The sequence below is a fragment of the Prevotella sp. C561 genome, assembly GCF_000224595.1.
Taxonomy (GTDB): domain Bacteria; phylum Bacteroidota; class Bacteroidia; order Bacteroidales; family Bacteroidaceae; genus Prevotella; species Prevotella jejuni.
This window is the reverse complement of the sequence record NZ_JH114146.1, coordinates 1-21,364: the sequence shown is the minus strand read 5'-3', so window position 1 is coordinate 21,364 and position 21,364 is coordinate 1. Positions and strand designations below refer to the sequence as shown.

General features: G+C 41.9%; 13 protein-coding genes. 10 read left to right on the top strand and 3 right to left on the bottom strand.

All coding sequences use genetic code 11. From position 1 onward, the window contains the following. Positions 1 to 1,669 precede the first annotated feature (1,669 nt). The 6 genes from HMPREF0666_RS08910 to HMPREF0666_RS08890 all read left to right on the top strand — a co-directional run bounded on the left by HMPREF0666_RS08910 (position 1,670) and on the right by HMPREF0666_RS08890 (position 9,197). Positions 1,670 to 2,782, top strand: coding sequence for a phosphatidylinositol-4-phosphate 5-kinase (locus HMPREF0666_RS08910; protein ID WP_009012083.1), 1,113 nt, complete (start codon positions 1,670 to 1,672; stop codon positions 2,780 to 2,782). A 40-nt stretch (positions 2,783 to 2,822) separates the two neighbouring features. Further along, on the top strand, positions 2,823 to 4,907 hold the full coding sequence (locus tag HMPREF0666_RS08905) for an alpha amylase C-terminal domain-containing protein (RefSeq protein ID WP_009012082.1): 2,085 nt from the start codon (positions 2,823 to 2,825) through the stop codon (positions 4,905 to 4,907). Positions 4,908 to 4,914: 7 nt separating this feature from the next. Continuing rightward, complete coding sequence (locus HMPREF0666_RS08900; RefSeq protein WP_042856236.1) at positions 4,915 to 5,871, top strand: DUF6057 family protein; 957 nt, start codon at positions 4,915 to 4,917, stop codon at positions 5,869 to 5,871. 1,254 nt (positions 5,872 to 7,125) lie between these two features. Further along, a complete protein-coding gene (locus HMPREF0666_RS08895; protein WP_232214089.1) occupies positions 7,126 to 7,902 on the top strand; it encodes a hypothetical protein in 777 nt (258 codons plus the stop codon). A gap of 45 nt (positions 7,903 to 7,947) precedes the next feature. Then, positions 7,948 to 8,163: a hypothetical protein gene (locus HMPREF0666_RS17365; protein ID WP_009012079.1), complete on the top strand. Its 216-nt coding sequence runs from the start codon at positions 7,948 to 7,950 to the stop codon at positions 8,161 to 8,163. A 38-nt stretch (positions 8,164 to 8,201) separates the two neighbouring features. After that, entirely contained in the window at positions 8,202 to 9,197 is a 996-nt protein-coding gene (locus HMPREF0666_RS08890) for a hypothetical protein (RefSeq protein WP_009012078.1), read from the top strand. A gap of 78 nt (positions 9,198 to 9,275) precedes the next feature. Here the strand turns inward: HMPREF0666_RS08890 and thrA are convergent, their stop codons facing one another. Further along, positions 9,276 to 11,711, bottom strand: a complete 2,436-nt coding sequence (thrA, locus tag HMPREF0666_RS08885) for a bifunctional aspartate kinase/homoserine dehydrogenase I (RefSeq protein WP_009012077.1) — start codon at positions 11,709 to 11,711, stop codon at positions 9,276 to 9,278. 154 nt (positions 11,712 to 11,865) lie between these two features. Between thrA and HMPREF0666_RS08880 the strand changes: the two genes are divergently transcribed. After that, positions 11,866 to 13,440 carry an NAD(P)/FAD-dependent oxidoreductase gene (locus tag HMPREF0666_RS08880; RefSeq protein ID WP_009012076.1) on the top strand — a complete coding sequence of 525 codons (1,575 nt, stop codon included), beginning with the start codon at positions 11,866 to 11,868 and terminating at the stop codon, positions 13,438 to 13,440. Between the two features lie 2 nt (positions 13,441 to 13,442). Here the strand turns inward: HMPREF0666_RS08880 and HMPREF0666_RS17360 are convergent, their stop codons facing one another. Beyond that, positions 13,443 to 13,628, bottom strand: coding sequence for a hypothetical protein (locus HMPREF0666_RS17360; protein ID WP_009012075.1), 186 nt, complete (start codon positions 13,626 to 13,628; stop codon positions 13,443 to 13,445). 164 nt (positions 13,629 to 13,792) lie between these two features. Further along, a complete protein-coding gene (locus tag HMPREF0666_RS08875; protein ID WP_009012074.1) occupies positions 13,793 to 14,677 on the bottom strand; it encodes a neutral zinc metallopeptidase in 885 nt (294 codons plus the stop codon). A gap of 331 nt (positions 14,678 to 15,008) precedes the next feature. On the opposite strand from HMPREF0666_RS08875, the gene pheT reads away from it, so the two are divergent. The 3 genes from pheT (at position 15,009) to HMPREF0666_RS08860 (ending at position 20,489) form a co-directional block, all read left to right on the top strand. Further along, positions 15,009 to 17,477 carry a phenylalanine--tRNA ligase subunit beta gene (pheT, locus tag HMPREF0666_RS08870; protein WP_009012073.1) on the top strand — a complete coding sequence of 823 codons (2,469 nt, stop codon included), beginning with the start codon at positions 15,009 to 15,011 and terminating at the stop codon, positions 17,475 to 17,477. Between the two features lie 12 nt (positions 17,478 to 17,489). Continuing rightward, a complete protein-coding gene (locus tag HMPREF0666_RS08865) occupies positions 17,490 to 18,221 on the top strand; it encodes a YebC/PmpR family DNA-binding transcriptional regulator (RefSeq protein ID WP_009012072.1) in 732 nt (243 codons plus the stop codon). A 603-nt stretch (positions 18,222 to 18,824) separates the two neighbouring features. Further along, the gene (locus HMPREF0666_RS08860) at positions 18,825 to 20,489 is read left to right on the top strand and encodes an AMP-binding protein (protein WP_042856235.1); all 1,665 of its coding nucleotides are present in this window, start codon (positions 18,825 to 18,827) and stop codon (positions 20,487 to 20,489) included. The last annotated feature ends 875 nt before the right edge of the window (positions 20,490 to 21,364 follow it).

Here is a 21,364-nt window from a genome sequence, read left to right as displayed (position 1 = left end):
AGACAAATAATAGATTGTTTAGGTTAGTAGTAATAGATTTAGGTTTTTAGTTATTATTTAAGGTAGAACAAAGGAGATTGTTCAGGTTTCAACTAAATAGGTTTAGTTAAAGGTAATAATAAAGATTGATTAAAGGATAATTATGATGCGAGATGATTGGTGAACGCCGTGAGGCGCGAACCAAAAATCAAGCTCAAACATTCCACTGAAAGGTGGATGCTAAAGGGCACAGCAAATTAATGCTGTGCCCTTTAGTTCTATATATACATTCGTATGTTACGAAATATGCAATCTATGACAATACTGATAATTATTTCTTTGGGGGGCGATAGTACTGTGGTAGACCGAAGAGAGTAGGGGAGTTTGCAATAATGACAAGTATTTTCTTTGCTTATCATATATATGTATAACATTTCTCTACATACGCTTGTTATTTTGTTTATGATGTCTTATAGTCCAATTCGCCCTGTTTTGAGATCTATAATCAACTCCTTTTACCTTGAGGAAGATACTTTCAAATATTAGAACAGAAATGGCTTCTAATGAAAGTCAAACTCTTGCTATTTATACGAAAATAGTTTTATTTTCTTTTGCTGTCATTTTTAACATTTCATGTAACTCTACTGTAAACTAAAGAGTTAGCTTGTTACTTTGCATGACAGTAATGACAGCAACTTTATTTTTCGGTATTTATGCTTTCTTATCGACATACAGAAACAGCGTGTGTAGAGACTATCAAATAGCATGAAAAACTCAAGAAGCAACAACGAAAGAAAGTTGAATGTTATAGCTAAGAATAGTTATACCAGTTGTCAAGGTGGATGAGCCATGATTATGGGCTGATAGAACGACGATTCTATCGTTCGCACAATGAATGCAGGCTGTTGTCTTATCTTTCCCTGAGTACCATCATAGTGAGAGAGAATTTGAAGAAAGGAGGAATAATAGCTTAGCAAAGTTAGGCGCAAAGATATTATTGTAAATTGTTTTCAAGTGTCTCGATTCTAAGACTTGCCCTTCAAGCATCAAGAAGACGCTCTTCTACTTCCAAGAACATGCCCTTCTTGCATGTTGAAGACGCCCTTCTTAGGCCAAGAAAGGCCTCTTCTTCTACATAGCCTATAACTTTCTGATTTATTGAATATTACGAGCTTAATGATTACGCACATACATCTATTTTACAGACAAGCTATTCTTTGTGTTTTGTCATGATATTTCACAACGATGTAAACTGCTTAGATGATACAAAACTACGTCTTCCACGCATATTCATGTGCACGGATATAACGATTAAAAAGTTCAAAACAGATAGAACTACAAATTGAGCAAATGTCATGAAGATAGATTGTAAATAAAGCAGCAGACAGTTTTGTGTGTTCCTATCTTGTAAGTCGAAGAGGGATAAGTAACCATTTTCGTATGGACTATCTCGGCGTTCAAATCCCTTGTTATTCGGGGAAAGGATAGGGGGTAGGTTTGTCATCAAAAACAGAGGACGAGCGTTAGAAAGACGATAAGGTATGTTCTCCTTCACTACTCATTTTGCGAAGCATCTTAATTCATCTTTCAGAAGAACATTAAAAAAGCTTCATAAATTTGTTGTTTTCACTTGAAATCGGTATCTTTGCATATAGGTTATTTGAATTATAACAATCTAAAATCGCACAACGTGAGACATAATTATATCGTCATATTATTTCTATTCATATCTACTTGCCTCTATGCTCAGGATATAGAGACTGGTTCGTGTACGACAAAGGACGGCGGACAGTATCATGGACAGATGTTTCGTGGAAAGCCAAATGGTAAAGGTAAGACCACATACAAGAAAGGTGATGTCTATGAAGGAGAGTATATGAAAGGCATGCGACATGGAGAAGGGACCTATACCTTCGCTGATGGAGAGAAATATAAGGGTCAGTGGTTCCAAGACCAACAGCATGGACAGGGCGTTTACTACTTTGCTAACGGCAATCGTTACGATGGTCTGTGGTATAAAGACTATCAGCAAGGACAGGGCACAATGTATTACTACAATGGTGACAAGTATGTTGGCAACTGGGAACATGATAAGCGTAGCGGGCAAGGAAAGTACATCTTTGCGAATGGAGCCTACTATGAAGGGACTTGGAAAGACGATATGAAGAACGGATACGGCAGTTTCAGATGGCCTGACCACTCTTCCTTTACTGGTAACTGGGTGAATAATCTCAAGGAGGGGAAAGGACTTTACATCTATGCCGATGGTGATGAATATAACGGTGATTGGAAGAATGACTTGCAGAATGGTAAAGGCATCTATAAATTCAAGGATGGTGAGAGCTACGATGGAGAGTATTTAGATGGCGAGCGGACTGGTCAAGGAATCTTTCGATATAAGAATGGTGACCAGTATTCAGGCCATTTCTTAAAAGGACAGAAGTCGGGTTATGGTACGATGTCATGGCGAAATGGTGACATCTACACTGGCTACTGGGAGAGAGATATGCAGAACGGACAAGGCAAACTGACCAAGAAGAATAAGGATGTCTATGAAGGACAGTTTCGCAACGGACTGTTAGAAGGACTTATCATCATCCACTATGCTGATGGAAGTAAGTTCCGTGGAAGCTACCATAATGGTAAGCGTAATGGCACAGCGGTTGAGGAGTCTGCCTCAGGCGTGCGCTTTGAAGGTAACTATCGAGATGACTGTCGTGATGGAAAGTTCATTGAACGTGATAAAAACGGGAATGTTACAGCAAGCGGTTATTACGAGAATGGAAAGCGATATACTAATTAGTCTTTACATAATATAACAACAACATAAAGATTATTCTACCATGGTAACAAAGAAAACCAGCACTAAGAAGGCTTCAGAGAAGAAGACTTCTGCCAGAATAACAAAGGCGAAGGAACCAGCACATATCGGACTTGTGAAGAACGATTCTTATCTGGCTCCATACGAGGATGCTATCCGTGGACGCCACGAACATGCCCTTTGGAAAATGAATCAGCTCACACAGGATGGTAAGCTGTCACTTTCTGAATTCGCAAATGGCTACAATTATTACGGACTACACCGTACAAAGGATGGTTGGGTGTTCCGTGAATGGGCGCCAAATGCGACCGAAATCTTCCTCATTGGCGATTTTAATGATTGGAAGGAGCAAGAGGCCTACCAGTGTCAACGATTGGAAGGAACAGGAAACTGGGAACTTATACTCCCTGAAAACGCCTTACAACACGGTCAGTACTATAAGATGCGAGTTCATTGGCAAGGAGGTGAGGGCGAGCGTATCCCTGCTTGGGCACAACGAGTTGTTCAAGACGATGCGACGAAAATCTTCTCTGCACAGGTATGGGCGCCTAAGAAGCCATTTGTTTGGAAGAAGAAGACTTTCAAACCACAGACTTCTCCGCTCTTGATCTATGAGTGCCACATCGGAATGGCACAGGATGAAGAGAAGGTAGGGACCTATAATGAGTTTCGTGAGAAGGTGTTGCCACGTATTATTAAGGATGGTTACAATGCTATTCAGATTATGGCAATACAGGAGCATCCCTACTATGGCAGCTTTGGTTACCATGTTAGCTCTTTCTTTGCAGCCAGTTCACGCTTCGGAACTCCCGAGGACTTGAAGGCACTTATCGATGAGGCTCATAAGAATGGGGTTGCTGTTATCATGGACATCGTACACTCTCATGCCGTTAAGAACGAGGTGGAAGGATTAGGTAACTTAGCCGGTGACCCTAATCAATACTTCTATCCAGGTGAACGTCATGAGCATCCAGCATGGGACTCCCTATGCTTTGACTATGGTAAAGACGAGGTTCTACACTTCCTTTTGTCTAACTGCAAGTATTGGTTGGAGGAATATCACTTTGATGGTTTCCGCTTTGATGGTGTCACATCAATGCTTTATTATAGTCATGGCTTAGGTGAGGCTTTCTGTAACTATGCCGACTACTTTAATGGTCATCAGGATGATAATGCTATTTGTTATCTGACCTTAGCCAACTGTCTTATCCATGAAGTTAATAAGAATGCAGTAACTATAGCGGAGGAGGTATCTGGTATGCCGGGTCTTGCCGCTAAGTTCAAAGATGGCGGATATGGCTTTGACTATCGTATGGCCATGAACATTCCAGACTATTGGATAAAGACTATTAAGGAGTTGCCTGACGAGTCTTGGAAGCCATCTTCTATCTTCTGGGAGATAAAAAATCGTCGTTCTGATGAAAAGACTATCTCTTATTGCGAGTCACACGACCAAGCCTTAGTAGGCGATAAGACTATCATCTTCCGTTTGGTAGACGCTGATATGTATTGGCATTTCCGTAAGGGAGACGAGACAGAGATGGTTCATCGTGGTATAGCATTGCATAAGATGATACGCCTTGCGACGTTAGCTGCGATCAATGGTGGCTATCTGAACTTTATGGGAAATGAGTTTGGACATCCAGAGTGGATAGACTTCCCACGTGAAGGAAACGGATGGAGCTATAAGTATGCACGCCGACAATGGAACTTAGTAGACAATAAAGAGCTGTGTTATCACTTCCTTGGCGATTTCGATCAGAGGATGTTAGAGGTGGTGAAGAGCGAGAAGAAATTCAACGAGACGCCAGTTCAAGAGATATGGCACGATGATGGCGACCAGATCTTAGCCTTTAGTAGAGGCGAGCTAATCTTTGTCTTCAATTTCTCTCCTACTCGTTCCTTCTATGATTATGGTTTCTTGGTACCTGAGGGGGCTTATAATGTGGTCTTAAACACCGATGCCAAGGAGTATGGTGGCAATGGTTTTGCTGATGATACAGTTGAGCATTTCACGAATGCCGACCCTCTTTATGAGAAAGATCACAAAGGTTGGCTTAAACTCTACATACCAGCACGCAGCGCTGTGGTGTTGAGAAAGAAGTAAATTGCGCATGATGGAGAGTAAGTTTATGCGTGCTATCTGCACGATACTATTTTGTTCATTCACCTTCTGCTTCCTGTTCTTCTATCAAGCAGACGTGATGACAGTAGTACAACATTTGGCTTCTGGGAGACAGACCTTCTATAATCCATTGTTAGGAGCAGTGCTGATAACAGCTACGTTGAAGCTTCTTCAGGTAGGAGTTAGCTCTTTGGCTAAGTTAGGCAAGCGTGGCTTCGCCTTGACTTACTTTCCATCTTTTCTTATACTAACGATTATCTCCGACTTACGTCCTACGGTTGATGGTGTTACATTTGGTAACTGGCTGTGGGCAACACCGTTATTGATTATCGTTTATGTCTTTGTTTTGATTTCTGTAAAGCGTTTTGAACCTTACGAACCAGAACAGCGTAGCTTCGGACCCTTCTCAGAGATGATATGGATTAGCCTTCTTCTATTCCTTTTCTACTTCTTGTTTACAGGACTTCTTAGCAATAATGATAGGTATTTTCATCTGCGGGCTAAGGTGGAGGCCTTGATAGATAAGCGAGATTATGCAGGTGCTTTAAATGTTGTACGTACCATGCCTCATACCGACTCGGTCACTTCCATGCTAACTGTCTATGCTGTTGCACGAAGAGGACAGCTGGCCGATAGTCTCTTCTATTATCCTCTTGAGGGTGGTGCACGCACTTTACGTCCAGGGAAGGTTCATTCGTGGTTGCAGCCAGATAGCGTCCTTTACAAGGTGACCCGTAACTCTGCTAACTATCAGTTGACAGGCTTCTTGTTGGATCGTAACCTATCTGAATTTGCCCGCTACCTACCGGAGTATTACCCAGCCGACAGTCTTCGTCCTCGTTATTATAAGGAGGCTATGAAAATACTGCTGCTCAAGAAGCAAGGACTAAGACTTGTTCCGCCTTATAAGAAAGGAAGTTATGCAAGTTACTATTATGCCAAGTAGCTTTCTTTTGCAGCTTTAATAAGAGTTGATACCTCGTTTTCTTTCGTGGTATCGGTGCTGATGTCTTAACTCCTTTCACTCCCCCTTCACTCCTTAACTCCTCATCCCTTTGTCAATTATTTTCGCCCCTCTTGAAGATAGTACATGCTCTTCATGGGTTAAGAAGAGGCCCTTCAACGTTCAAGAAGATGCCCTTCTTGGGTGTTGAAGACGCCCTTCTTGAAGCAAGAAAGGTGTCTTCTTTGATGCTGTATGTAACCTATTGATTTTTTGAAAGTTATAAACTTGCTTTTAAGAAACGTTATACTCCTGTGTTGAGGTTGTTTAACTCGTTGCGATGTAATGATTTTTCGTATTCTTGTTGATTTCCTCTAAGAGTGGATTGATAGCTGAGGTGTTTCTATAGAATATGCTGATAGAGATAGAGGGGCATATTCTTTCTCACAGAGTAACGGAGGTTTTTACATGTAGGTAGAACTCAAAGTGTGGTGGACACGGCCTTCTCTTGGTACGAATGGGGTAGAGGGTAAGCATAAAGATAACCCTGTAATAGAGATTTGTAATTGACGTTAAGACAATAAGGAATGCTCGACATATCGCTCAAAAAGACGGATGAATATAAATATTAAGTAGTTTTTTTGCGTAAATCTCTGCTCTCTGTGACTAATTTTATGCATATATTCTACTTTAAAAGTTTATTGACTAAATGTACTTTATGCTATACTGAACGTGTATATATGTCTATTAATGGAGGAATAGAGGCTTTTATAGATTTATTAAGTCGCCTTTTTTTCTTTTATTTTACTTTCCTTTTATTTATTTTTTATATATCTTTGCATCGATAAATACTATTTACCATGTTGAAAACAAGGTCGTTTTTGGCTGCTGTCCTCTTGTAATAGAGAAGGAAAGAACCAACTTTAACCTTAAAAAATATAATACAAATCTTTACCAACTATGCCCAAGAAACTCATTTTTTCATGTCTAATGCTACTGTTCCCAATATCCATTCTGGCACAGAAGTCCGTTCTCTTTGATTTCTCAAAGTACTCTGGAAGTGAAAAGGTCCCCAGTAGAATCGAGAAGGAAGGGATTGTGTTGGAGTTTAGTACACGTTCAAAGAAATTATACTCACCAAAGTGTTCTGTTATAAATGGCTGTCCTTGTGTAAGACTTGTTAGTGATAGTCTATTAACAATAAAAGGAGTTAGTTGTGAGATTACGTCAGTTATTTTTTCTATTGTAGGTGATAAAATGCGACTTAGTGTCTATGATGATGATAATAAAATGCCTATTTCTAAGGAAAAAAAGGGTCGAAAGGAATTTTATCGACAGGAATGGAAAGGTAATAAACAAAGTATTTCCTTTACTCCTACGACCAGTAAAGGTAGTTGCATTACGTCTATAAAAGTCACTTATGAGCCAGTCAAACCTATAGAACCTACTGAGAACACGGTCTCTATCTACGTTTCTGCAGCCAAGCGAGCTACTTTTTATTATGGTAAGAAGTCGTTTGTTATTCCTAAAGGAGTCATAGCACGAACGTATAAGATTGTTGATAACGTTCTTTCAGTGAGTAAGACGTATCAAGAGAATGATGTCCTTCCGAGTGGTACGGCTGTCGTTTTAGAAGCAGAGGAGGGTAATTACCTTTTTAGTGAGACGACTAAAGAAGGCGAAGGAGATGCTTTAAATGCTTTACGAGGCTCTGATGTGGATAGAGAAACGGATGGAGGCACATTGTATTATGTCTTTGCTAAGGGCAGTAATGGCGTAGGCTTTTATTGGAATAAGCCTGATGGCAAGGCTTTCCAGACGAAGGCTCATAAAGCTTACCTCGTCTACACGCCAACAGTAGCTACACAAGCAAAGTCTAATTTCACCTTTGATATACCTTTAGGAATCAATTCCACCACGGTAAATGATGATGTTCACCAGTGCTGTCCAATCTATAATATTGCAGGGCAACAGGTTAGTAAGGACTATAAAGGTATTATAATCGTTGGTGGAAAGAAATACTTAAATCGATAAACGACTTTGTTATATACTCCTTTTGACAACTTAAAGCAATTGAATATGAAAACATATATTAAGCCCTTAATAACAGTTTATTATGTATCCTCACGTTCTTTCTTGTTAAGAAGCTCGCAAACAAGAGCGGGGAGTACCACATTGAGAGGTGAACAAGGTGAAGTGCATAATCAATATGAAGGAGAGCAGAACCAATTGGCAAAGGGCTTTTCCTTCCCAGACTTAGGATTAGATGATTCCTTCCCAGCGTGGGATGATTAATACAGAACGACCATAACTTAACTTAAAAAATAACTAATATGAAAAAACAAGTAGCATGGATTTGGCTTTTAGTATGTATATTAGCATTAGCCGCATGTGAGAAACCAGTGTTAGACAATGTCGATGAGGGGACAAAGTCTCGTAATTCAAAGAACAAGCTAACCAGAGTTGTGCGTATTCATCCTAAGGAGTTGCATATCGAAACATTTGAGGATGCGATGGGTGCAAAGCCTCAACCGTTTAGTAGAGGTGTCACTGGTGAAACGAAGAAGAAGTTTTATGCTGTCAATGTGTACGAGAAGAAGCCCAATGAAGAGGCGTATTCTATGTATGCCTACGGACTGTTTACCAATGCTTCAAAGATTGCTTTGAAGATGAATGTAGAGAACCTTTACAAGGTAGAGTGCCTGATTGTAGAGGAAGGAGATGATAGAATATTCTTGAAGGATGGCGAGTATCTTGCTCCTTTCTTGCATGGAACGGATAAGGGAACACGGTTAACAAATAGCTTTGTGTTATCTAAAGAGGAGAATCTTAATGGTCTGACAAAAGGTGAAACAACTATTGCCGACGGTCGAACGATACATTATCCACGTATTACGAAGCTGTATGCTACAATCGACTCCTTTAGTCCTAAGGCAACAAAAGACCTGACACTCGATATGAAACGGTCGGTGTTTGGTTTGCATTTTAAGGTGACACCGCCCGATGAAGGAAAACTTGTAGTCAACTATGTAGGCTGGGGTATTCCTCTGACAAAGGACAGTCCGATGTATGACAATAGGGCTGTTTATTCCTTCTATGACGTGGTGAATGGGACTAAAGACGGTTATCAAACGACAATAGACCTTCGTGTTTCATGGACAAAGGACGATGGGACGGTAGAGAAAGAGCAGAAGCAGCTCACTATCAAACGTAATGTTATGTCGGTAATAGATATAAGTGTGGAAGGAAAGAAGCCCCAAGGCTTCACGTTCCATGAGGAGTCTGGCGACATGGAGACCGAAAATACGGTTTGGAAACTGGTGTTATAAGGCTGGCTATTGAATACTGAGAAAGGGACATACAACGCCGTATGCCCCTCTTCTTGTTGGTATATAAACAATCTAATATTATATGTTAGCAATGCTCATGATATTGGCGAACACACCAGCAGCAGTCACTGACGCACCAGCACCATAGCCCTGAATCTGCATAGGATACTCCTTGTATCGGTCGGTTGTTAGTAGAACAATGTTGTTAGAACCCTCAAGGTTATAGAAAGGATGGCTTGAATCGACCTCTTTCAGAGCAACATTAGTCTTGCCATGGTCCATCGTTGCGACGAAACGCCAGCGTTTACCTTCCTCAGCAAGTTTCTCTCGACGCTGCTCGAAGTTGGCATCAAGCTCAGGAAGACGCTTCCAAAAGTCTTCTACAGAACCTTGGAAATAATCATTAGGAACGAAGAGGTGCTTCTCAACATCCTCTTGTTCTACCTTGTAGCCAGCCTCACGTGTAAGGATAACTAACTTGCGAACGACATCCTTTCCACTAAGGTCAATACGTGGGTCAGGCTCACTATAGCCCTGCTCTTTGGCTCGTTTAACGGTCTCAGAGAAGGGAGTCTCGGCTCCAATCTCATTGAAGATAAAGTTAAGCGTACCAGACAGTACGGCCTCAATCTTCAGTATCTTATCCCCCGAATTACGTAGGTCATTGATCGTACCAATGATAGGCAGTCCTGCACCTACGTTCGTTTCAAAGCGGAACTTGACGCCACGTTGTATGGCAGTCTGCTTTAAGTGATAGTAATCCTCATACTTTCCAGATGCTGCAATCTTATTGGCTGCTATGACAGAGATATTATTCTCCAATAAAGACTGGTAGAGTGCAGCCACGTCTTGGGAGGCAGTACAATCCACAAATACCGAGTTGAAGATATTCATCTGTAGTATTACGTCACGCAAATGTTCTGGGTTTGACGGCTCACTCGACTTGAGTTCCTCTCGATAGTTGTCTAAGTTTAATCCGTCACGATTGAAGATAGCATTCTTAGAGGAGGCGATACCCACTACCTTTAGCTTCAGGTTAGAGTTTTGTTTTAACTCTTCATACTGGCTCTTAATCTGTTCGATGAGCATACCACCTACTGTTCCGACACCGCATATAAAGAGGTTAAGCACCTTATACTCCGACAAGAAGAGTGAATCATGAAGTACATTCAGTGCTTTCCTTAGGTCAGTTCCCTTCACAACGAAGGAAATGTTCATCTCTGACGCACCTTGTGCAATAGCGATAATACTGATACCTGAACGTCCAAGAACCTCAAATAGCTTACCACTGATGCCTGGTGTTCGCCGCATGTTCTCGCCTACGATGGCCACAGTGGCAAGTCCACTCTCAGCGTGCATAGGGAACATTCGACCATCTTCTATCTCAAGTCGGAATTCATCATTGAGTACTCTCACAGCATTGTCAGCATCTTCATCTTTCACACCGATAGAGGTGTTGTTCTCTGAAGCAGCCTGTGACACAAGGAAGACACTGATACCATTGTTGGCAAGAGAACTAAAGATACGTCGGTTGACACCAACGACACCCACCATAGAAAGGCCTGTCACGGTGATGACCGTCGTACCTTTTATAGATGATAAACCCTTGATAGGCTTTTGATTGTTCTCAACGTGTGATTTAATAATCGTCCCTTTCCCGTCAGGATTAAAGGTGTTTTTCACCTTAATCGGTATGTTCTTCACGCAGACAGGGTAGATCGTTGGAGGATAGACGACCTTTGCACCAAAGTTACAAAGCTCCATTGCCTCTGCGTATGACAGTTCATTGATGGTATAAGCACTCTTGATAACACGTGGGTCGGCCGTCATAAAGCCGTCAACATCCGTCCATATCTCCAACACCTCAGCATTGAGAGAGGCAGCGAGGATAGACGCTGTATAGTCACTTCCACCACGTCCAAGATTGGTGATATCGCCAGAGTCGCGGTCTTGTGCTATGAAACCAGGTACAAGAGAGATACGAGGAAGGTCAGAGAAAGTATCTAAAACAAGTTTGTTGGTTAGCTCTGAATCGAGACTTCTCTTGCCCTGCTTCTCTTCAGTCTTTATGAACTTACGTGAATCAAACCACTTCGCTCCACGGATGAGCGTAGCTACTATTCTCGAACTAAGGCGTTCGCCATAGCTAACAATAGTATCCTCAGTCTTATGACTAAGGTCGTGGATTAAGAAAACACCATAATAGATAGACTGTAGTTGTTCAAAGAGACTATCCACGTTGTTGAATAGACTCTCACGGTCATGAGGGTCGGTAATAATCGCATCAATCATCTTGTGATGTCGTGCAACAATTGAATCGAACTCATTTCTCCAGCTTTCATCCCCCTTCAAGGCAAGCTGAGAGGTAGTAATGAGCTGATCTGTTATACCCCCTAAGGCACTTACAACCACAATAATAGGTTGATGTTTAGCCTCTTTTTCGACAATCTTTTGCAGGCTTAGAATACTCGCAACAGAACCTACGGACGTTCCACCAAACTTTAATACTTTCATTTCTGATATTCTATTTGTTATTATTTAGCATCCCCTTAACAATGGGGGAGGTGCGAAACTTAGCCACAAAAATAATAAGAAATATTGCAATAGCCAACGAATATCTCGATATATTTGATTAAATTTGCGTCAAAAAGAAGAAGTATTACTATATATGACAGAGGAATATCAGCTACGTGTTCTGCCCCAGATTGCCTATAGTGAAAACAATTTGAAAGGCTATCTTGCCAAGGAGAAGGGACTGGACGAGCGTACCATTTATCGTGTTCGGGTGTTGAAGCGTTCTATTGATGCGCGTCATCGTGACATCTATGTAAATCTGAAAGTGCGTGTATATATCAACGAGTTTCCGCAAGACGACCCATATATAAAGACTGAATATCAAGACGTAAGTAGCCGTCCTTCGGTCATTGTGGTAGGTGCAGGCCCAGCTGGTCTGTTCTCTTCTCTGAAACTGATAGAATTAGGCTTGCGCCCAATCGTCCTCGAACGAGGAAAGAATGTACGTGATCGTAAGTTAGATATGGCCCTGATTTCAAAGACGCAAGAGGTTGACCCTGAGTCGAATTACTGCTTTGGTGAAGGTGGAGCAGGAGCCTATTCGGATGGAAAACTCTATACAAGAAGTAAGAAGCGTGGCCCTGTCGACAAGATTCTAAACGTCTTTTGTCAGCATGGCGCATCCCCCGCTATCCTCGCTGATGCCCACCCACATATCGGTACAGACAAGCTTCCACGGGTGATAGAGAACATGCGTAACACCATACTCGACTGTGGAGGGGAGGTTCACTTCCAAACTAAGATGACCTCATTGATACTTGATGGCGATAAAGTCGTCGGTGTTGAGGCCGTTGACAATGGTGGGATGGTCAGCGTGAAACGTGAGTTTCATGGTCCGGTAATTCTTGCCACGGGCCATTCTGCACGTGATGTCTATCGCTATCTTGCTGATGCTGGCATTGAGATGGAGGCAAAGGGGATTGCCGTCGGTGTACGATTAGAGCACCCTTCCCACCTGATTGACCAGATACAATACCATAATAAGAATGGAAAGGGGAAGTATCTCCCAACAGCAGAATACTCTTTTGTGACGCAAGTAGAGGGTCGTGGTGTTTATTCCTTCTGCATGTGTCCGGGCGGCTTTGTGATACCTTCGGCCACAGGACCCGAACAAACAGTCACCAATGGGATGAGTCCTGCCAACCGAGGGACGCAGTGGTCGAATGCTGGTATGGTTGTTCAATTGAACCCAGAGGACGTAGCAGGAGAGGACGTGTTGCGCATCATGCATTATCAAGAGCAATTAGAGCGTGACACATGGCAGCAGGGAAATCGCAAGCAGACGGCTCCAGCACAACGTATGGCCGACTTTGTAAACAATCGTCTGTCGTATGATCTTCCTAAGTCGAGCTATGCGCCGGGACTAATATCAAGTCCACTACATTTTTGGATGCCGTCTTTTGTGACAAAACGACTGCAAGAAGCCTTCAAAACCTTTGGTCGTCAAGCGCATGGTTTCCTTACCAATGAAGCCGTAATGATAGCCTCCGAGACTCGTACCAGTTCGCCTGTCCGTATTCTCCGTGACCGAGAACGCCTCATGCACGTGCGTCTCGAAGGTCTTTTCCCTTGTGCTGAGGGTGCTGGTTATGCTGGTGGAATTGTCAGCGCAGGTATTGATGGAGAGCGATGCGCTGAGATGGTCGCAGCCTATTTACAACAGTTATAACTTTAACTCCTACTTTTCTCATACGAAGGTAAGCAAAGGATAGGACCTTGAGCCTTGATAGTAGGACGATAATAAAGCGCTGTTAATCGTGTGATTGAGAAGGTGTTAGGTGAGTTATAACAATCTTCTCGACTGCTATAAAATCCCTTTATCGAATTATTTTCACGATAAAAAATATTTTTCTTCATGAAAAGAAATATTTTTTATCATGATGATAATTCTTTTTTATCATGGTAATAATTCAAAGTTTCACAGCCTTCTTATTCCTACGAGGAGTATCCCATGGGTGTTGTTAAGGCCTATTCTACCTGTAAAAAGAGCCCTTTCAACGGTAAAGAAGATAGTTAATGCTTTAGTCTAAATCGCCTGGTGAGAAGGTAGTTGTGTTCCAATCGCCTGTGTCGATACCCTTCTTCAGCCAGTACATACGTTGTTCAGAGGTACCGTGGGTGAAGGTCTCAGGCATAGCATAGCCTCGTGCTTTCTTCTGAAGATAGTTATCTCCGATTTTCTCAGCACAGTCAATAGCCTCTTCGATATCCCCGTCAGTAAGACTTTGATATTTTTCATTATCGTAATGGGCCCAACAGCCAGCATAGTAATCGGCAAGGAGCTCTAATTTCACACTCAGTTTGTTAGCCTCTTCCTTATTTACACGTGCCATCTTAGCATGACATTTCCCAAGAATACCACGGAGATACTCCACGTGGTGACCCACCTCATGCGCAATCACGTAGGCGTAGGCAAAGTCAAGGTCGCCTTTTGCTTTTAATCCTAAATCCTTGCGCATACCACTAAAGAAACTCAAGTCGAGATAAAGACGTTGGTCGGCCGAACAATAGAAAGGTCCCATTGCAGCGGAGCCATCCCCACAAGCAGTTTGTACAGCACCAGTATAGAGGACGAGGGTAGGGTATTGATAGCGCATGCCATGCAACTGAAACTGTTCAGTCCACACATCTTCCGTACCTGCAAGAATCTGTTTAGAGAAGTTCGCAAGTTTCTCTTCCTCCGCAGAAAACTGATGTTGTTGTCCGCCAGTCTGCACTTCAGTTGGCCCTTGCAGCTCTTGTTGTAAAACATTATTTACCACATCACCCATGTCTCCACCGCTCAAAAAGGTAATAAGAGCAATGAGGATGATACCGCCAATACCACCGATACCCGCTTTAGTACCCATACCCATGCCACGACGGTCGTCTACATTATTACTCTCTCTACGTCCTGTAAGTCTCATATTGTTTGTTTTGTTTTTATTCTCCAGTTATTTCTATGTCGACAAAGGTAAGGCATTATCTTGATATCTGCAAGTATTGTGGTTCCGTTCCTGTGATGATGGAGCTATGAGCTAACGTCAAAAACTTTACGTTATCACCAACAAAAGGTAGTGAGAAAGAGTACGAAAAGCCAGTTATCGATGCTGGTGTACGGAGCTGCAATCTCTTTATAGTGATAGTATAAACAGCTACTTTCGTCCCATACAACGGCTTTTTTCTTTTATCCCTTTGCTATATCTGAGTTTTTTCGTAAATTTGCATGTATTTTCAGAACAAACAAATAACAACATAATGAAGATTTCATATAAATGGCTAAAGGAATACGTTGATTTCAATCTTAGTCCAGAAGAGATTGCTGTCGCGCTCACTTCAATAGGTTTGGAGGTAGGGTCACTGGACGAGGTTGAGACGATACGTGGTGGATTAAAGGGCTTGTATGTCGGTAAGGTACTGACTTGTGAGGCACATCCGAACTCAGATCATCTCCACGTAACAACTGTTGACCTTGGCAAGGGAGAACCACAGCAGATCGTCTGTGGTGCACCGAATGTTGCAGCAGGCCAGAAGGTAATCGTTGCCGACTTAGGTTGTGTACTCTATGATGGCGACAATGAGTTTACTATTAAGAAGAGTAAGCTGCGTGGTGTAGAGAGTCTTGGTATGATATGTGCCGAGGACGAGATTGGTGTCGGTACTGCTCACGATGGTATTATCGTGTTACCAGAGGACGCACCAGTGGGTCAGCCAGCATCAGAATACTATCACTTAGACAGCGACTGGCTGATAGATATAGACATCACTGCCAATCGTGCGGACGCATTGAGTCACTATGGAGTGGCGCGCGACCTCTATGCCTGGTTGATACAGAATGGTTATAAGACGTCATTACATCGCCCTTCTTGTGATGCTTTCAAGGTTGATAACCATGATCTCCCTATCAAGGTGACAATTGAGAATACGGATGCTTGTCGCCGTTATGCTTGTTTGAGTTTAACTGATTGCGAAGTAAAAGAAAGTCCACAGTGGTTGAAAGACAAGCTGAATGTTATCGGTTTGCGCCCAATCAACAATATCGTGGATATTACTAACTATATCATGATGGCCTACGGTCAGCCTATGCACTGCTTTGATGCAGACATGGTTAAGGGACATCACATCATCGTTAAGGATAAGAATGAGGGTAAGAAGTTCGTTACCTTAGATGGTGAAGAGCACATCCTTGGCGAGCACGACCTCGCTATCTGCAATGAAGAGGATCCAATGTGCATAGCCGGTGTGTTCGGTGGAAAGGGTAGTGGCACATACGAAACAACGAAGAACGTAGTGTTAGAGAGTGCTTATTTCCATCCAACATGGATTCGTAAGAGTGCTCGTCGTCATGGTCTTTCTACGGATGCCAGCTTCCGTTTCGAGCGTGGTATAGACCCTAATGGCATTGTCTATGCACTCAAGCAGGCCGCAATCCTTTGTCAGGAACTTGCTGGAGGAAAGGTTAGCATGGAGATATGTGACGAGTATCCAACGAAGATGGAGGGTTTCCCTGTTCGTTTGAACTATGAGTATTGCGACCGTCTTATTGGTAAGAAGCTCGGTCATGATACGATTAAGCGTATTGCAGAGAGCCTTGAGATGAAGGTGGAAAATGAAGATGCAGAGGGCCTCAACCTCCTGGTTCCACCTTATCGTGTCGATGTACAACGTCCTTGTGATGTAGTAGAAGACATCCTGCGTATCTACGGATATAATAATGTAGAGATACCTACAGAGTTGAAGTCGTCATTGACAATCGCAGAGGAGGCTGACAAGAACTATCATCGTGAGAACATTATCGGTGAACAGTTGGTAGGTGCTGGCTTCTCAGAGATTATGAACAACTCGCTCACAAAGAGCTCTTACTATGAGGAGGCAGGTCTCAATGCTTATCCTTGGGAGGAGACCGTGAAGGTGATGAATCCTCTTTCAGCAGACTTAGGTGTGATGCGTCAGACCCTTCTCTTTGGTGGTTTGGAGAGTATCGTACGTAATGTGAATCGTAAGGCGCAGAACCTCCGTTTCTTTGAAGTAGGTAATGTCTATAAATACAATAAGGAGAGATGGACAGAGGAAAATCCTGTTAAGGCTTATAGTCAGGACTATCACATGGCTTTGTGGGTGACAGGTAAGCGTGTACAAGGTTCTTGGGCACATCCTGACGAGGAAAGTTCATTCTATGAGCTAAAGGCACATGTCGAGAATATCCTCCGTCGTATCGGTGTTGCACAGGGCTTACTTGTTAGTGAGAAGTCGGATAACAACGTGTTTGACAAGGCAATAGCTTTGAAGACGCGTGCTGGTAAGGTACTCGTTGAGATGGGTATTCTCAGCCATAAACTGTTGAAGCGTTTCGGTCTTGACCAGAAGGTTTATTATGCAGATTTAGACTGGGCAGGACTGATGAAGGCTATCCGCAAGAATAAACTTCAGTTCCAAGAGATATCTAAATATCCTGCTGTTAGTCGTGACCTTGCCTTGTTGGTCGACAATAATGTAGAGTTTGCACAGATAGAAGAGATAGCTCGTCAAGCAGATAAGAAACTTTTGAAGCGCGTCGAACTCTTTGATGTTTATCAGGGCAAAAACCTCCCTGAGGGCAAGAAGAGTTATGCAGTAAACTTCATTTTGCAGGACGAGACCAAGACGCTCAACGACAAGGCGATAGACGCCATCATGCAGAAACTAATAAAGAATTTAACAAATAAACTCGGAGCAGAACTCCGTTAACAAACAAATCCAATGGGTAGAGCATTTGAATATCGCAAAGCAACTAAGCTCAAGAGATGGGGTCACATGGCCCGTACGTTCACTAAGTTAGGTAAAGAAATCGCTATCGCTGTTAAAGCTGGCGGTCCTGAACCAGAGAATAACCCACGCCTTCGTGCTATCATCGCTACATGTAAGCGTGAGAACATGCCGAAGGACAATATCCAGCGTGCTATTAAGAATGCGATGGGTAAGGATACCAGCGACTACAAGGAGGTGACTTACGAGGGTTATGGTCCTCATGGAGTTGCTGTGTTTGTTGATACATTGACAGACAACACTACTCGTACGGTTGGTGATGTTCGTTCTATTTTCAACAAGTTCAATGGTAATCTTGGTACACAGGGCTCTCTTAGCTTCCTTTTCGACCATAAGGCTGTGTTCACCTTCAAGAAGAAAGAGGGTGTAGATATGGAGGAGTTGATCCTTGATTTGATTGACTATGGAGTTGACGATGAGTACGATGAGGATGAAGAAGAGAATGAAATCACAATCTACGGAGAGCCTACAAGCTTCGGCGAGATTCAGAAGCACTTGGAAGACAATGGTTTCGAAATCACTTCTGCAGAGTTCACTCGTATTCCTAACGACTTAAAGGACGTTACTGATGAGGAGCGTGAGACTATTGATAAGATGGTTGAGCGTTTGGAGGATTTCGACGACGTGCAGAATGTCTACACTAACATGAAGCCTGCTGAGGAATAATATCATTTCCATGTGCACCTATATATAATAAGGTGTAAGTGGCTTTAAGAAAATAGAAAGAGACTATCTCAGAAATGAGTCAGCACATTTGTGTGGTAAGCAATACTTATGCTTCCATTTTAACTACTGCTGTCAGATATACGGGTCGTGTATCTTAACATTTCTGATATAGTCTCTTCTTTGTTCTTTGTCTTTTACTGTTTTCTTTCATATTCGCCATTATGTGAAAGGATAGTAAGTGATTGGGTTGTATTGGTCTTTTATGTTTTCGAACTTCATTGTTGCTTGATAGTTTTCGTTTTAAGACTTATTCGAGATTTTAATAGCAATCCCTTTGATGTGAGAAAGTCCTGATATTGGCTGTTCTACGGTAATTCGTATGAGTTTAAATAAGGCATGTTCGGATTTCTGAATAGGTCTTTCTAATAAGACGATAAGTGTGATAGGGAAATAAAATAAGATCTGCTTAATCCATAATTTGTAATTATCTGTGCAAGTAGAGGCTTCTTTCTATTTGTACAAATAGTATGTTTTTCTTGCACAAAGTTTTTGTGAATGTGCAGAATTTTACTTAACTTTGCACGCGAATCATACTTTTGTGCAATGGATGCTATAAATAGTTTCAACGCGTGTATAGAGAAGAGTATCAAGGATAACTGGGACAAAGATGCTCTTACCGACTATCTTGGTGCTACACTTCAATACCATGATGTAGCGCGGAAAATAGAGAAGTTACACATTCTCTTTGCTAATAGCGGCTTGAAGAAGGGTGATAAGGTAGCCCTTTGTGGTCGAAACTCCTCTTCATGGGCAGTTGCTTTCTTTGCAACTCTAACCTATGGAGCAGTGGCAGTACCTGTTCAGAATGAGTTTAAACCCGAACAAATATATAATATAGTAAACCATTCAGAGGCAAAGCTCCTCTTTGTTGGTGATGTAGTAGCTACAGCGATTGATGGCGAGCACATGCCCCAGTTGGAAGGTATTATCTATCTACCAGATTTCTCGTTGATACTTTCTCGTTCAGAGTCATTGACAAATGCGCGTGAAAACCTTAATGCACTCTTTGGTAAGAAATTCCCTAAATTCTTCCGTGCAGAGGATGTTAACTATTTTAAGGATGAGGCTGACGACCTTGCACTGATTAATTATACCAGCGGGACGACGGGTTTCTCAAAGGGTGTCATGCTAAGTTATCGCTCTATTCGTAGTAATCTCGCATGGGCAATAGCTGATATAAAACCACATATCAAGCCCGATAGTAAAGTGCTTTGTATATTACCGATGGCACACATGTATGGTATGATATGCGAGTTCATCTGTCAGTTCTGTTTTGGAAGTCATCTTTATTTCCTCACACGTCTACCGAGTCCTTCTTTGATAGCTCAAGCATGTAGAGACATCCATCCTGCTATTATTATGTCAGTACCAATGGTTGTAGAGAAGATTATCCGTAAGAATGTCTTTCCAAGGGTCCAGAGTACAGCTACCCGAATGTTGTTAAAGATGCCAGTGGTAAGCAAGAAGGTGAAAGAAAAGATTAGAGCAATCGTTATGGAATGCTTTGGAGGCAATGCATACGAGGTAGTAACGGGTGGAGCAGCACTTAATAAAGAGATAGAAGACTTCTTAGTAAGCATTGATTTCCCTATAACAAGCGTTTATGGTGCTACGGAGTGTGGCCCTTTGGTAACGTTCAGTGACTACAAAGACTTTGTACCCGGTTCTTGCGGTACACCTGCTTTGAATATGGAGGTGAAGATTGTTAGTCCTGATCCTGAGCATGTTCCAGGTGAGGTAATTACACGTGGTGAGAACGTTATGCTTGGTTATTATAAGAACGAAGAGGCTACGAAAGAGGTGCTTGATAAGGATGGCTGGTATCATACAGGCGACCTTGGAACGATGAGTGCGGATGGTCATTTGTTTATCCGTGGCCGCATTAAGAATATGCTTTTAGGCTCTAATGGTCAGAATGTCTATCCAGAAGAGATAGAAGACAAGCTGAACTCTATGTCAATGGTGAGTGAGTGTATCGTTATCCAACGTGGTGACAAGATTGTCGGTTTGGTTCATCCAGATCTTGATGAGGCTAAAGAGATGGGCTTCTTACAATCAGACTTGCAAGAGATAATGGAGCAGAATCGTATAGAACTGAATGCTATGCTTCCATCTTTCTGCCATCTTTCAGCGATAGAGTTGCGTGATGAGGAGTTTGCCAAGACTCCGAAGAAGAGTATTAAGCGTTATCTCTATCAAGAGAAGTAAGATAATACAGCCCTCTCTAATGCTCTCTTTGTAATGTGTTTGCGCTCAGCACTATAGCTGATGTGTATTCGCACATGATGTGCTGAGTATTAACACGTTTGAGAGAACTTATCAAGAGGGTTATTATTAGATAATATAATAAGGTAAGGGTCGGCTATTAAGTCTAATTCATAGATGCAGAATAGGACTCTTATTATGTTTTGGGTAGTACCTTGTTCTTCCAATGTATGGAAGAATAAAAGGTTCTTCCGTTAAATGTGTGGACGCTTTTCGTAGTGCTTTAACGTAAGAGCCAAAGTTACTCATTAAACAAAAATATAGCTGAGACAGTCAACTATCTATCCTATTTCCATCCTCTTTCATTGAAAATCTTTTCGTTTTAAGACTTCGAAAATCTGCAGATAAGGGGTTGAAAAATCATTACATAATTTCAAGGAAAACACCTATAACTAACGGCAAAAATACACACATGAAGCAGGTTTGCAATCAACAGATTACCAATTAGTTACCAAGTATAAAGTAAAAGGTGCTTAGTTGGACTTCAAAAGGGCGTTAGCAAGGGTCTTAAAGAGCATCTTTTGCAAGCCAAAAGGGCGTCTTTTAGAAGCCAAAAGAGCATGTATTCAAAATTATGATGTGAAAAATTATAACAGAATAATAAGTTATTAGCCTAATTAGCCCAATTGGACTAAATAGCCTAATTAGGCTAATAGGAATAAATTGTTTGTAGACGACAGATAGACATCACACCTAATTACATTTATCATATAGTTTACCCCCCCCCTTATAAAATAATCTTATTGGAGGTAAGCTTACCATGTATGTGGATTAATCTCATTCTATTAACAATCTACACATTTAACGGAAGAACCGAA

Coding starts and splice junctions, on each gene's coding strand:
- pheT (WP_009012073.1), top strand. CDS start 15,009: ATGAAGATTTCATATAAATGGCTAAAGGAATACGTTGATTTCAATCTT.
- HMPREF0666_RS08860 (WP_042856235.1), top strand. CDS start 18,825: ATGGATGCTATAAATAGTTTCAACGCGTGTATAGAGAAGAGTATCAAG.
- HMPREF0666_RS08880 (WP_009012076.1), top strand. CDS start 11,866: ATGACAGAGGAATATCAGCTACGTGTTCTGCCCCAGATTGCCTATAGT.
- HMPREF0666_RS08900 (WP_042856236.1), top strand. CDS start 4,915: ATGATGGAGAGTAAGTTTATGCGTGCTATCTGCACGATACTATTTTGT.
- HMPREF0666_RS08895 (WP_232214089.1), top strand. CDS start 7,126: ATGCGACTTAGTGTCTATGATGATGATAATAAAATGCCTATTTCTAAG.
- HMPREF0666_RS17360 (WP_009012075.1), bottom strand. CDS start 13,628: ATGAAGAAAAATATTTTTTATCGTGAAAATAATTCGATAAAGGGATTT.
- HMPREF0666_RS08905 (WP_009012082.1), top strand. CDS start 2,823: ATGGTAACAAAGAAAACCAGCACTAAGAAGGCTTCAGAGAAGAAGACT.
- HMPREF0666_RS17365 (WP_009012079.1), top strand. CDS start 7,948: ATGAAAACATATATTAAGCCCTTAATAACAGTTTATTATGTATCCTCA.
- HMPREF0666_RS08890 (WP_009012078.1), top strand. CDS start 8,202: ATGAAAAAACAAGTAGCATGGATTTGGCTTTTAGTATGTATATTAGCA.
- HMPREF0666_RS08875 (WP_009012074.1), bottom strand. CDS start 14,677: ATGAGACTTACAGGACGTAGAGAGAGTAATAATGTAGACGACCGTCGT.
- thrA (WP_009012077.1), bottom strand. CDS start 11,711: ATGAAAGTATTAAAGTTTGGTGGAACGTCCGTAGGTTCTGTTGCGAGT.
- HMPREF0666_RS08865 (WP_009012072.1), top strand. CDS start 17,490: ATGGGTAGAGCATTTGAATATCGCAAAGCAACTAAGCTCAAGAGATGG.